Annotated in this window: 14 protein-coding genes and 1 tRNA gene; 6 read left to right on the forward strand and 9 right to left on the reverse strand. The window is 50.5% G+C overall.

Features of this window, described 5'->3' with window-relative positions; genetic code table 11:
• Positions 1–4: 4 nt before the first annotated feature.
• A tRNA-Arg gene (locus HVZ52_RS16775) sits at positions 5–81 on the reverse strand.
• Positions 82–120: 39 nt separating this feature from the next.
• Entirely contained in the window at positions 121–300 is a 180-nt protein-coding gene (locus HVZ52_RS16780) for a hypothetical protein (protein WP_016152134.1), read from the reverse strand.
• A 36-nt stretch (positions 301–336) separates the two neighbouring features.
• Between HVZ52_RS16780 and fimW the strand changes: the two genes are divergently transcribed.
• The 3 genes from fimW to fimZ all read left to right on the forward strand — a co-directional run bounded on the left by fimW (position 337) and on the right by fimZ (position 3,258).
• On the forward strand, positions 337–930 hold the full coding sequence (gene fimW, locus HVZ52_RS16785; RefSeq protein ID WP_016155913.1) for a fimbria biosynthesis transcriptional regulator FimW: 594 nt from the start codon (positions 337–339) through the stop codon (positions 928–930).
• Positions 931–1,315: 385 nt separating this feature from the next.
• The gene (locus tag HVZ52_RS16790) at positions 1,316–2,038 is read left to right on the forward strand and encodes a hypothetical protein (protein WP_049042620.1); all 723 of its coding nucleotides are present in this window, start codon (positions 1,316–1,318) and stop codon (positions 2,036–2,038) included.
• A 587-nt stretch (positions 2,039–2,625) separates the two neighbouring features.
• On the forward strand, positions 2,626–3,258 hold the full coding sequence (gene fimZ, locus HVZ52_RS16795; RefSeq protein ID WP_016152131.1) for a fimbria biosynthesis transcriptional regulator FimZ: 633 nt from the start codon (positions 2,626–2,628) through the stop codon (positions 3,256–3,258).
• 49 nt (positions 3,259–3,307) lie between these two features.
• Here the strand turns inward: fimZ and sfmF are convergent, their stop codons facing one another.
• The 6 genes from sfmF to fimA all read right to left on the reverse strand — a co-directional run bounded on the left by sfmF (position 3,308) and on the right by fimA (position 9,377).
• The gene (gene sfmF, locus HVZ52_RS16800) at positions 3,308–3,844 is read right to left on the reverse strand and encodes a fimbria assembly protein (RefSeq protein ID WP_019076205.1); all 537 of its coding nucleotides are present in this window, start codon (positions 3,842–3,844) and stop codon (positions 3,308–3,310) included.
• Positions 3,837–4,799 (reverse strand): type 1 fimbria D-mannose specific adhesin FimH, encoded by a 963-nt coding sequence (fimH, locus tag HVZ52_RS16805; RefSeq protein WP_230330236.1) that lies wholly within the window; start codon positions 4,797–4,799, stop codon positions 3,837–3,839. Before fimH ends, sfmF begins: the two co-directional genes overlap by 8 nt.
• Positions 4,800–4,848: 49 nt before the next feature.
• Positions 4,849–7,470, reverse strand: a complete 2,622-nt coding sequence (locus HVZ52_RS16810; RefSeq protein WP_181598494.1) for a fimbrial biogenesis usher protein — start codon at positions 7,468–7,470, stop codon at positions 4,849–4,851.
• Positions 7,471–7,477: 7 nt separating this feature from the next.
• Entirely contained in the window at positions 7,478–8,170 is a 693-nt protein-coding gene (gene fimC / locus HVZ52_RS16815) for a type 1 fimbria chaperone FimC (RefSeq protein WP_181598495.1), read from the reverse strand.
• A 41-nt stretch (positions 8,171–8,211) separates the two neighbouring features.
• Positions 8,212–8,745: a type 1 fimbrial protein subunit FimI gene (gene fimI, locus HVZ52_RS16820; protein ID WP_016152126.1), complete on the reverse strand. Its 534-nt coding sequence runs from the start codon at positions 8,743–8,745 to the stop codon at positions 8,212–8,214.
• A 77-nt stretch (positions 8,746–8,822) separates the two neighbouring features.
• Positions 8,823–9,377 carry a type 1 fimbrial major subunit FimA gene (gene fimA / locus HVZ52_RS16825; protein ID WP_032931075.1) on the reverse strand — a complete coding sequence of 185 codons (555 nt, stop codon included), beginning with the start codon at positions 9,375–9,377 and terminating at the stop codon, positions 8,823–8,825.
• Positions 9,378–9,952: 575 nt separating this feature from the next.
• Here fimA and folD point away from each other — a divergent pair.
• The 3 genes from folD to HVZ52_RS16840 all read left to right on the forward strand — a co-directional run bounded on the left by folD (position 9,953) and on the right by HVZ52_RS16840 (position 11,681).
• The gene (gene folD / locus HVZ52_RS16830) at positions 9,953–10,819 is read left to right on the forward strand and encodes a bifunctional methylenetetrahydrofolate dehydrogenase/methenyltetrahydrofolate cyclohydrolase FolD (RefSeq protein ID WP_003021887.1); all 867 of its coding nucleotides are present in this window, start codon (positions 9,953–9,955) and stop codon (positions 10,817–10,819) included.
• A 1-nt stretch (position 10,820) separates the two neighbouring features.
• Positions 10,821–11,033, forward strand: a complete 213-nt coding sequence (gene ybcJ / locus HVZ52_RS16835; protein WP_016152124.1) for a ribosome-associated protein YbcJ — start codon at positions 10,821–10,823, stop codon at positions 11,031–11,033.
• A 123-nt stretch (positions 11,034–11,156) separates the two neighbouring features.
• Positions 11,157–11,681, forward strand: a complete 525-nt coding sequence (locus tag HVZ52_RS16840; protein ID WP_046276061.1) for a metal-dependent hydrolase — start codon at positions 11,157–11,159, stop codon at positions 11,679–11,681.
• 90 nt (positions 11,682–11,771) lie between these two features.
• On the opposite strand, the gene cysS is transcribed toward HVZ52_RS16840, so the two are convergent.
• Complete coding sequence (cysS, locus tag HVZ52_RS16845; RefSeq protein WP_006685638.1) at positions 11,772–13,157, reverse strand: cysteine--tRNA ligase; 1,386 nt, start codon at positions 13,155–13,157, stop codon at positions 11,772–11,774.
• Positions 13,158–13,329: the final 172 nt, after the last annotated feature.

Raw genomic sequence — 13,329 nt, forward strand, 5'->3', positions numbered from 1 at the left:
GAAATGGTACGCCCTGTAGGATTCGAACCTACGACCTACGGCTTAGAAGGCCGTTGCTCTATCCAACTGAGCTAAGGGCGCATTGCGAAGTGATTACTTCATGCAGATGAAACGCGTGAATTATACGGTCAGCGCTTGCTGAGTCAATGCCTTTTGTTTCGGTTGCTGGCGAAGTGTACGAATGTTGATTTTTTCTGCTCGTTCAAAGGTATCCAGGAAATCACCTGGTAACAACTCAGCCCGCAAAACGTCAGATTTAGGGATACATGTATTTAGAATATTTATGATTTTGCTTAACATTCCTTTATCCCCTCTCCAGTGGTCAGGAACTCTTTAATGTTAAGTATCGCCATCAAGGAAGAAAACAGTCACTTCGAACATGGACTGAAAATCATCATCTCCCATCTGGCAAATCAGTGGCATCAGGAGATTAGCTTTTTACCTGTCGAAGATATCGATCGCGCTGAAATCGCGTTTATCTCACTGGATGAAGATTGGCTCAGCGCCGATTGTTACATGGTTCCTGTCCACACCAGGCGCCAACACCGGGTGGTCATCTGTAGCAAAAACGACAAAGATAAGCTGATGTTCCGCCCCTGCCTGTACATGTTGCCACTGATTTATCGGGAAGATGACGTAGACGAGATAACCAAAAAACTGGTCCTCATCCTGCAAAAACGCGCACTGCGCACTAGCGTGCCCGCGACTATCTGCCATTACTGCACCACCCGCAACTTTTCTATCGAAGAACGCCAGTTCTTAATGTTTCTCGCCAGCGGGTATACGTTAGCCGAAACGGCTCATCTGCTCTCAGTCAGTGATATCCAGGCCAAAGCGACCCGCCGCAGCATTATGAAAAAACTGCATGTGAAAAACGATCAGCAATTCTTAAGATACATCCGCGCACATCTGAACTTTCTGCAAAATTAGACGGGGTGTCTCTGCCTAATTTTTATTGAGAAATATCTCATCATCGATTAAGCATCGGCTCCTACTGTACCTGGCTTCAGGCTGCGAGAATAATCCGGCCATACTATTTCCGGGGTAACAGAAAGACACACCCGGTAATATTTTATCTAATCTCAGAGAGAGGTTGAACTGGATAAAACGATCTTTTGGGCATTGAGTAAGACATCAGAAAACTTCCGGCAGATTATTCTGATGGAGTACGCAATTGCCAGTCTGATGATTGTTGAAGCACTGAAACCCAACGGCACAAGTCAACTCACATTTGCGCTGACAAAAGTTTGGTTCAGGGATGCCTGTAGTCAGCAATTTATCCAGACCTGCCGCAACAGAAATGGAATGGAAAAGGATGCACAGTGCAAAACGCCGGGACCGCTATCGCCGTATACGAAACGCTAACTGTAGCTGGCAATTTCCCCACTGTACCTCACAGGTATTTGACCGGATCGAGTATCTGGCGCAAAAACTCGAATACACCTTACCGGACGGCACTATATCTCAGGCGATAATTACGACAGACTACTATCTGGCCTATGCGCTGAGTCGACATTTATTCTCAGGTACTCGCACGGCGATCTTCCAGAGCGTTGAATCGACTTTGCTCAGCATGCAAGAGCCGGTAATTAGCCAGTTAGTGATTGACATTGAAAGCTTAACAATACCTTATTTTGATATACTTGAAAGCCTGCGCCAGCTAATTAAGAAGCATAATGACATCCAAATCTTCATAATGCTTTCCAGTCGCGATGAAGACCTCACTACATTTATTTCACTGTCCGGCCCATTTTATATCTTGCCACGCAATTTGCGCCTCCCCGAGATGCGCCATGCCTTATTATCTCCGGTTCTTAACTATATTCATTCCAGGCGTATAAATCAGCTCGACTGGGAGCTGATTACCTTACTATTGCAGGGTAACTCCTTAAAAAAGATTGCATTGTTACAGGAACAACCCTACCACCGCATCATCTATCGCCTGAACCAGTTGATTACGCGCCTTGGATTACCCAGCAGGCAGCGTTTTTTGCATCTGATACACCGTCTCAACGTTACCTCTCCCCATTTAATTTAACACCATAACTCATTGTGCTATAAGATTTTTTAGGAAATTACTTATTATTGAATAAGAAAAAAGATCTAATTTTTACAAATATTTAATATTTACAACTATTCCTGGTATTATGCCTGGAGGCACACTCACACTTAACCTTACTGATCCTGTGCATTTCAATAAAAAATAGTCCTATTGCAGCCTTAACAAAACCTAAACAATTGGTTTATTGTGTCGTTTTTACTGTTTAAAAAAAATTTTCAATCTGCCATAATTCGAACCACAGATAAATAATACCAATAGTCATTAACACATCTGGATCTTTCAGAATATCCTAACTGACATTAACAACCAGGATGTTGTAAGTCTTTTCCGAATGAGCAGAGCAGGTATAATCCCCACAGTTTCCTGATTAATTGTTAGTTTTCCCGGTGTGAAATGGATTTTCCACAAATTCATTGTTCTGCAGAAGAACAACCGAATAAACAAGGATGAAATAATATTTATTCGGCTCTCCCTCAGAACAATTCTTGGCTATTTGACAATATTATAACGCCTGATGTTTTATCAAATTCGCAAGATACGCAAACAGTTTGAGGCATACAACAATGAAACCAGCATCCGTTATCATTATGGACGAACACCCTATTGTCAGAATGTCGATAGAAGTACTACTCGAGAAAAACAGTAATATTCAGGTAGTGTTGAAAACCGATGACAGCCGTACGGCAATAGAACATCTGCGCACGTACCCGGTCGATCTTGTCATCCTGGATATTGAACTGCCTGGTTCTGATGGGTTTACATTACTCAAAAGAATAAAGTCATTGCAGGAGAAAACTCGGGTACTGTTTCTGTCCTCAAAATCCGAGTCGTTTTATGCCGGGCGTGCTATCCGGGCCGGTGCAAATGGGTTTGTCAGTAAACGAAAGGATCTCAATGATATCTACAATGCGGTAAAAATGATTTTATCGGGATATTCCTTTTTTCCTTCGGATACCCTTAATTTCATTAACAATATAAATGCACAAAAAGGCGTCTTACATGACATGCCGCTCTCTAACCGTGAAGTTACCGTTTTGCGTTATCTGGCAAACGGGCTATCCAATAAGGAAATTGCTGAGCAGTTGTTACTCAGCAATAAAACGATTAGCGCTCACAAGGCTAATATCTACTCCAAGCTCGGGTTGCACACCATCGTTGAGCTGATCGATTACGCAAAAATGCATGAATTAATGTAATAACACTCCCGGCGAGATTTCGTTCGGGAGTGTTTTGTTAGCGCATTGATTAGTTATAGTTAATCATGAACGTGGCATCAGCCCTGGCAATGCCAGGCTGAACCCCAGCAGCTAACGCGATATAGTTTGCGAAAAAGGTCAGCGTGGCATTGCCGTTCTCATCAATCCCCACCGTCTGACTGGCCTGCTCGAGCGGCAATCGCGTACGGTCGCTGTCGTGCAGTTCGATCGCCACCTTTTGCGCCATCACCGCGTCATCAAGCGCCAGCAACGTCGTGCCCGGGGCCGGAGTTCCGGAAAACGTTATCGAAGCGGAACCCGGCGGGCAGCCTTCTAGCTTCAGCGTAAACGCGACCGGTTGAGTAGTATCTCCGCTGTTCTGAAGCTGCTTGGTCGGCCAGGTGCCTAGCTCCACGGACTTATTGCTGTCGCTGGCAATTACCGCGCAGGTAAAGTCCACCACGTTTCCGCGCAGTTCAATATTGATTTCCCCCAGCGACGAAGCGGCATGGCACAACGAGCTGAATGTCAGCAGGCACACCATTGCCAGGCGTTTCCCTGCGGCTGGCGTTTGCTTGTTAGTCATAATCCACTCGCAGATAGCCACGGGCTGTAAAAGGTCCTTCGGTAGGTTTATTGCCCGTCACGCTAACCGGCCATGTTCGAATACCCACGCTCGCCGCGGCGTTATCATCCAGTTGAAACGGGATAGTGCTGGACAGATTATTGGGCGTCAGCGGTTTACCGCTGCTGTCGGCGACAATAAAACCTAAATCGGGATTGTCAGATACCATCATTTGCCCGGTGGCTTTCTCGGCCTCTACACGCATGGTTAAGTAGGCCTGTGCAGCGACGTTGGTGCATTTTATCGCTACCGTTTTGGTCTGCGGATTGATGCCTTCTGGCCGGTTTCCCGCTCCTGCCTTGCTAAACAGCGATGCGCCAATATCACCAAAATCAAACTCAACAATCTGCCCGGCGTTTACTTCGCAGTTTTGTGGAACCTCCACCTTGCCGCTGTAGCTGATGGTATAAACCGGCACGCTTAGCGCATCTCCGGTACTGGTCGTGACATAGACGCTGAACATCGTCTGCCGCGGAATCGGCACCATGTTAATAAACGGGCGGATCACTTTGAGCTTAAACACCAGCTTTGAATCCATCACGCCAAAAGGCTGCTGCTTAGGTACGTTAGGGTGAGTCCCCATGCGAATGTAATTACGCGGGGGATAAAATAACCCGGCATAGCTATCGGTTATGCTCATGGCCCCCAGCAGGTAGTCATTGAGCTTCAGATACTGGAAGCCGCCTTCGGTACTTTGAACCGGAAGTTCAGTGACATAGCTTCGATAGGTGTAATTTACCGTTGTCCCGGCCGGACAGGTGGCATTCACGCCAACCCAGCCAGATTTTTCCGGTAACGTCACCACCTGTCCCGGCTGGTTGTTACTACTGTTGAAGACATTCGACAGATCGTAAAAAACATCCGTTGGCGTGCCATTCGAGTTTTGGCAGACCGTCGCCCAGGACGAATGGGCCATCAGCAGTAAAGCGCTTCCCAGTAACAAACCCGTTTGTCGTTTCATCGTATTATTCCTGTCGTGCTGACGGAGATTCGCACGTCACGTTCGTGAGCGTTACCGCTTGTTTCAGGCTATCCTCTGGCAAGGCATAGCGCGCCACGCAGCGCGCGTTTGCGCCTTCCCCCCATTGGATCAACAACTCGCCTTTTAGCGGCAAGCCGCTCAGGTAGATTTGCCCGTCTTCACCCACCATGCTGGTCACGCCGCTGGTGTTTTCACGCACGACGGAGCCAAACGGCACTGGTTTACCGGCATGTTTGGCGGTAATCAGCGCCCGCACACCGATTCGTGTATCAAACGCCGCCCGCACCAGCGCCCCTTGCGTTGGCACTACGCTACTGACGTTATTCTCCACATCGGTATTGTTGTTCATGGAATTGGTGTCTAACGCGACGCGGTTATAGCGATAGACGGTGGCATATGGCATCACCGCGTATCCACGCCAGTCGGTTTGAACGCCGGTCTGGTTCTCTATCCGTACACCCTGCGCACCCGGCGCTTTAATCAGCACGTTGGTATCGCCCAGAGGCTGACTGAGCGTAATGCCGTCCGCATGCCCCACTACGCCGCCGGAGAGCTGCCAGTTGTAGTCATGCTGGTCACGGTCGTAGTTGTAACCCACGCCCAGCGTACCGTAGGCCGCCTGCCAGTTGGCGCTGGCATTTCCGCTATAGCCATTGGTGTTGCTGTGCCCCTGATTCACGCTGTAGCTCAGATTGCGCCCATCCAGCAACGTACCGCCGATCCCGCTCTGCCAGCTGTTCTGTCCGTTGCTATTACGGTTGGCATTAAAGGTGGCGTAGGTGCGATCGAGGGCGTTATCACGCGAGTAACGCCGTCCGCTCAGCAGGCTGAACGGTACAGACATATTGAACGCCAGAATACGATCGGTGTCGGAGATGCCAACCGATTCATTCCACGACCAGGAGAGTGAATAGCTAATCCCCTGCCAGCCGCTGGCATAGCCTAGTTGATACCAGGTATTGGTGTCTGAAGTATTCCAGTACGTCTGCTGACTACCCGAGATATACAGCGATCCGTAATCCCCCAGATTCTGCGAAATGTTGATCTGGAAACGGCCCTTTTTGCTGTAGCTCAGGTTGTGGTAACTCGTCACATTGGGCACGTCGTGGCGATTGCCCTCACTGTCGTATTCGTACTCATAGCCCTCCATACTGCGATACGCCACATCGTCGAGGGTATAGAAGCCACGCGTTGAGTAGCGATACCCCAACAACTGGAAGTTAGTGCCAAAATTGTTCAGCGATTTCGCATACAAGAAACGCAAAGACTGCCCCTGGTGCGTACTGTCATCCGCCAGTTGGCTGCGCGCATGGGTGAGATCGACAGAAACTGCCCCCCAGTCCCCCAGGTTTCGACCGGTGCCTAAAACCACCGCGGTGTAACGTGAGGCCAACTGCGTACCACCGTATGCGGTATAGCCCTCTGGTAACCCGGCAATTAATGTTCCCTGGAAAAAGAACGGTGAAGATTGCTGGCTATTGCCGCTGCGAAAATCCCCGGCGACAACGTCATATTTGAAACGCCCTTCTCGCTGTAATAAGGGAACGGTGGAGTACGGCACCGTATAGCGTTGCTGGCTGCCGTCCTTCTCATCCACCGTGACCTCAAGATCACCGCTGGATGACGTTGGGTTGAGATCGGTTATCGAGAAAGCGCCGGGTGAAACATAGCTTTGATAAATCACATAGCCATTCTGACGAATGGTCAGTTTCGCTGCGGTACGCGCAATGCCGCGAACGGTAGGCGCGTAGCCCTGTAAGCTGTCGGGATACATACTGTCTGAGGAATAGAGCCGCGCACCGCGAAACCCGACGCTGTCAAAAACGTCGTTGCCAGTGTTGCTGTCGCCCATCACCAGTTCGCCCTTCAGCGGGATAATTGCGCGCTGAAGCCATGTACCGATGTTTTTCCAGCTTTGTGAGTGGTATCCGTCGCCCTTGGAGTAGCTCCACGCACCGTTGTTTCTCAGCCGCCAGGGGCCATAGTTCAGACCACTGAGCATACTGAGGAAATAACTGTCAGTATCACTGCCGCGGCTGCCGGTAAAGCTGTAGTTAACCAGCGCGGCTGGGATCCCTTCATCCCACTCTTCCGGTGGAATATAGCCGCGCGCGCTGTTTAACATTGACGCCTGTGGCAGGCTGACGTTTAAGCGCAGGGTAGAAAAATCAAACGCAATCTCGCTGCCGGGAATCGCCTCAGGTAGATTGATACAGGTATCGTTCGGATCCTTACTGAGTGCCGGAAACGCGGCGATATTGACGCCAAGGCGCTTTACCCAGTCGAGTCCAAAGCACGGCATCAGCCCACCGGACTTCTCCCCGGCTTTTGCCGCACTGGTAGTAAAACGAATATCCTGAGTGGCAACAAACTCATCGTTGCGCCAGATATCCACGCGATAAACGCCTTCAGGCTGGTGATTGCCTTTTTCAAAACGTGATAAATCCGCCACGGTTGCCGTATCCGCAGATAAAAAGGCCGGATTAAAATAGCTTTCCCCATAGCTTAGAGAGGGAAAGAGCGCCGCCAGCGTGGACAACGCCACCCCCGCCAGCGGTGGCGTAACCCCCGGTAACAGGCCAGGAAAATACGTTGTCTTATTCATCGTTATCTCAACGCACACTAACCGTTTTGGCCGGGGTCACAGCGCCATAATCGTTGACCGTCTGGAACGTGACGTTGCCCTGAACGCCCGTGGGTAGCAGGACCTGCTCATCGCTTTTCGGCGCAACCATCACGTTATCGACCTTCGTTTTCCCCACATTGAGATTGACCAACGTGACGTAGTACGCTGACGGATTGTTGATTTTCAGGTGGTTGCCGGAGCGGGAAAAGGTCAGCATTCCTGGTGCATCTTCCGGGATTTGCGGCAGATTATTCGGACGAACGAAAAGTTTGATGCGTGACAGAATCGCCAGTTGCAGAACGTTTTTGCCCTCAAGGCTGTTTTTATTGACTGACGGAATGGCTTTGACGTTCATCCAGAACAGCGACTCACGGTCTTTGGGCAGCGGTTCACCGGCATAGATGATACGCAGCGTGTTTTCGCTTTTGGGTTCACTAACAAACAGCGGAGGCGTAACCACAAACGATTTTTCTTTAGCGCCGGCGCTATTCTCAATCCATGAATTTACCAGGTAACGTTCTTTGGTATCGCTATTGCTAATAGACAGGGACGTTTGTTTGGCATCGGCCGGATAAATAACGCGAGTGGCGCCTAATGCAATGCCTCCGGCAGCCTGAACACTGGCAGCAGAAAATAAGGCCAGTAAAAGGATAAAACCTGATTTTAGATAATTAAACATAGCTAAAAATACCTTTGATGCGATTATCGTTGGGAAATAAATCAGGGATAAACCAACGTAAACCACACGTCTGAGCGAAGCGTTCCCGGCGTTATATTTTCCGAGACAGCCCGATAGCGGGCAGTGAAATGAAACGTCATCTCTTGCGTTATAATCGGCGCATAATGAAGCGGCAGGGCATTCGGTATAATTTGCCGTTGGCGCTCGTCAAATAACGCCAGACCAATCCCCGAAGCCGCAGACGCATCACCGCTGGCAAGAAAAACCTGCGGATCTTCTGCTGGCGTCACGCCCGCAAACGCAATCCCAACATGGTCATAAACATCGGAGCTGCACGACGTTAAGCGCAGTGAAAACGGTACGCTGGTAGAGGCGAAGCTTCCCGTCCCAGAGAAAGCATTGGTGCGATACTGCCCCATTTGCACCCGCATATCCTGACTGTCAGTGGCGACCGTACAGGCGCCGTTGACGAGCTGCCCCCGTAAGTGAACGCGGCCACTTTCCAGTATTACCGTATGTGAAAGCACAGGCATTACGCACAGCATTCCCGCCAGCGCCACGCCTTTCCCTATCATCTGCCGCATCCTTCATCATCCCCGGATATTGCCTCATCCATTGAGGCGAACGTCATCCTTGCGCAAATCAAAACGGCTTATTCGTACTTCATGATGAATGTCGCGTCGGCATTTGCCTGACCCGGCGTTGCGCTTGCGGCAGTGGCTTTGTAACGTGCAGAGAAACGCAGGGTGTTGGTCCCTTCTACCAGCGCCTGAGCGGTAGAGAAGGTTGCGCCATCCGGCTTCAGCGCGGTGGACGTATTGTCCAGAATTTCAATCCCAACACCGCCCGCAGTTGTACCGTTGTCTGCAGAAGAGACGGCCAGCAGGTTGTTATTGGTATTATCGGACTGGCCAGAGAAAGCAACGGCTGCAGTTGCGGCAACGTTCGGGTCACAGTCGTTCAGCACGATAGAGAACGGAATTTGTGCTGTAGTGTCACCCACTGCGGCAAAACTGGCAGTACGATACTGGCCTAACGTCACAACCTGATCGGATGACTGAGTACTGACTGCACAGGCTGCATTGACCAGTTCACCTTCAAAATGCACAGTACCGCCGCTAACGCTTACCGGATCGGCTGCAACCGCTGCACCGGCGACTAACATCAGGCTGGCAATAACAGAAGAGGTCATTAATTTACGTTTCATGGATTTCCCTTGAATTACACACATCCGGCTCCAGCATCCTGCGGGATCCGTTTGAATCATTATCGACATTAAATGTCAGGCTAATTATCTCTGCATCCTGTAAAGATATATATCGCATGAGAATTAGCTAACCTTTTACCCCAACTCTCCTGAGTATTTGATTCACTAATTATTCCTCGCGAATATGACTATTCGTCACAGCGATAAATTAAACATTTCAATTAATGAAAAATACCTGCAAATCCTTTTAATGACCCTGGCTAATTCTTAATGGGACCCAGGAAAAATCTGGGTGAGAATGAGGTAAAATCCCTCATAATTAACCGTAACAGACTGGTTTGTGGCGCATTACCCCTGAATATACCAGGGTGATGAGTTGTTTCATTCACGTTAATTTTAATTAGCATGCTCATTAATTATCCGCAAGGCTTATGCCTTTGTCCTGATCCCATTCGCAGATCGTGACGCCCCCTGGCGCACGTAAAAATGCAAACGAAAACTGACAGCACGTCCCGCTTCTGACAAAATAGCGGCATCCCCTTCGATTTAACGTAACAGACGGAATCCTCTCTCTGATGGCAGCAAAGATTATTGACGGTAAAACGATTGCGCAGCAGGTGCGCTCTGAGGTTGCTCAAAAAGTTCAGGCGCGTTTAGCGGCTGGATTACGCGCCCCAGGCCTGGCTGTTGTGCTGGTAGGTAGCAACCCGGCTTCGCAGATTTATGTCGCGAGTAAACGCAAAGCCTGTGACGAGGTGGGGTTTGTCTCCCGCTCCTATGACCTGCCTGAAACCACCAGCGAGGCGGAGCTGCTCGAGCTGATCGATACGCTCAATGCAGATACCACCATCGACGGTATTCTGGTCCAGTTGCCGTTACCTGCGGGTATCGACAACGTTAAAGTTCTCGAGCGTATTGCGCCGGATAAAGACGTTGACGGTTTCCACCCGTATAACGTTGGTCGCCTGTGCCAGCGTGCGCCGCGCCTGCGCCCATGTACTCCGCGCGGTATTGTGACTCTGCTTGAGCGTTACAATATCGACACCTACGGTCTGAATGCGGTCGTTATTGGCGCGTCGAATATTGTTGGCCGCCCGATGAGCATGGAGCTGCTGCTGGCTGGCTGCACCACCACCGTCACCCACCGGTTCACCAAAGATCTGCGTCGCCATGTAGAGCATGCAGACCTGCTGATTGTTGCCGTCGGCAAACCTGGCTTTATTCCCGGCGAGTGGATCAAAGAAGGTGCGATTGTGATTGATGTCGGCATCAACCGTCTGGAGAATGGTAAGGTTGTTGGCGATGTGGTCTTTGAAGATGCAGCCGCACGCGCGTCATATATCACGCCGGTACCCGGCGGCGTAGGCCCAATGACGGTCGCCACACTTATCGAAAACACGCTGCAGGCGTGTGTTGAATATCATGATGTAAAGGACGTTTAAGATGGCCACATTTTCACTGGGTAAACACCCACACGTTGAACTCTGCGATTTACTGAAGCTGGAAGGCTGGAGCGAAAGCGGCGCCCAGGCAAAAATTGCTATTGGCGAAGGGTTAGTGAAGGTCGATGGTGCTGTAGAAACGCGTAAACGCTGCAAAATCGTTGCCGGACAGACCGTCAGCTTTGAAGGCCACAGCATTAACGTCGTGGCGTGATCCCAGGTGCCGGATGAGGTTAACCCCTGTCCGGCCACTTCCTCTCTCCTTTTCAGATAATGACTTCATCACCACTTCACAGTGAACTGTTAGCATGTTGTTTTTCCACATGAAGCGATCATCATGCCAACAATCGTTACCCACGCTGCCGTTCCTCTCTGTTTAGGATTAGGTCTCGGGCGTAAAGTCATCCCCCCGCAATTACTGTTTACTGGCGTCATTCTGGCTATGTTGCCGGATGCCGACGTCCTGTCGTTTAAGCTTGGCGTCGCCTACGGCAACGTGTTTGGTCACCGCGGTTTTACCCATTCGCTGCTGTTCGCCTTCGTGGTGCCGCTGCTCTGCGTATGGATGGGTCGACGATGGTTCAAGGCAGGCTTAATTCGCTGCTGGCTATTCCTGACGGTTTCACTGCTGTCGCACAGCCTGTTGGATTCGGTCACCACTGGCGGCAAAGGCGTCGGCTGGCTGTGGCCGTGGTCGGATGAACGCTTCTTTGCACCGTGGCAGGTGATTAAAGTCGCCCCGTTTGCGCTATCACGCTACGCCACACCATACGGGCACCAGGTGATAATTTCGGAGTTGATATGGGTATGGCTACCGGGAGTTATGATGATGGGTGTGCTGTGGTGGTATCGGAAATATTAATTTGCCGGATACGACAAGCGTCTTATCCGACCGACATTCGTACATTGATTGCCGGACAGGGCGCGAGCCGCCATCCGGCAATCAATATCATTACTTACGGCGCCAGGTAGTGCCCTGCGGGCCATCTTCCAGCACGATACCCATCTCATTGAGACGGTCACGCGCGGCGTCAGCTGCCGCCCAGTCTTTGGCTTTACGGGCATCCAGACGCTGCTGGATTAACGCTTCAATTTCAGCAACTTCACCGTCATCCGCCTGCGCACCGCTTTGCAGGAATGCTTCGGGCTCCTGTTCCAGCAGGCCCAGCACGCTGGAAAGCTTACGCAGATGCGAAGCCATACCGTTAGCCGCCGCCATATCTTCACCCTTCAGGCGGTTAACCTCACGCGCCATATCAAACAGCACGGAGTAGGCTTCCGGCGTATTGAAGTCATCGTCCATCGCTTCAATGAAGCGTGCTTCAAAGGCTTCGCCACCGGCTGGGGCAACGGACTTATCGGTGCCGCGCAGCGCGGTATACAGACGCTCCAGCGCAGAGCGCGCCTGCTTCAGGTTCTCTTCGCTGTAGTTTAACTGGCTACGGTAATGACCAGACATCAGGAAGTAGCGAATGGTTTCGGCGTCGTAGTATTTCAGCACGTCACGCACGGTAAAGAAGTTGCCCAACGATTTGGACATTTTCTCCCGGTCAACCATCACCATCCCGGAGTGCATCCAGTAATTAACGTATTCACCGTCATGCGCACAGGTGGACTGAGCGATTTCGTTTTCATGGTGCGGGAACATCAGATCCGAACCACCGCCATGAATATCAAAATGGTTGCCCAACTGTTTGCAGTTCATCGCCGAACATTCGATGTGCCAGCCAGGACGACCCGCGCCCCACGGAGACGGCCAGCTCGGCTCGCCTTCTTTGGACATTTTCCACAGCACGAAGTCCATCGGGTTGCGCTTCACATCAACCACATCAACGCGTGCGCCCGCCTGCAGCTGATCCAGATCCTGGCGTGACAACTGACCATAGTTCGGGTCAGTCGGCACGTCGAACATCACGTCGCCGTTATCAGCGACATATGCGTGACCTTTGGCAATCAACTGTTCAGTGATTTCAATGATCTCAGCGATATGGTGCGTAGCGCGCGGCTCCAGATCCGGGCGCAGAATATTCAGCGCGTCGAAATCGCTATGCATTTCCGCGATCATTCTGTCGACCAACGCCACAAAGCTCTCACCATTTTCATTCGCGCGCTTGATGATTTTGTCATCAATATCGGTAATGTTGCGCACATATTTCAGCTTATAGCCGAGGAAGCGCAGATAGCGCGCGACAACGTCGAAAGAAACGAAGGTACGTCCGTGGCCAATATGACAGAGATCGTAAACGGTAATACCACACACGTACATGCCGACTTCCCCGGCATGAATAGGTTTGAATTCCTCTTTTTGGCGCGTCAGTGTATTAAAGATTTTTAACATCGAAGATTCCGTGTAGACGTGTGTGGATAGTAAAGTCTGTATAATACCCATAATTTAGACCGGAAGCAGCACACTTTGCGAGGTGATCGCAGCTTGCGGTTATGCTATAACACACCCCTAACTCTGACCCTTCACGGGGTCGAAGCACCAATCTATCGGAACAGGATGCAAA

It is taken from the genome of Citrobacter sp. RHB36-C18, from assembly GCF_013814485.1.
In the GTDB taxonomy this organism is placed as follows: Bacteria; Pseudomonadota; Gammaproteobacteria; order Enterobacterales; family Enterobacteriaceae; genus Citrobacter; species Citrobacter braakii.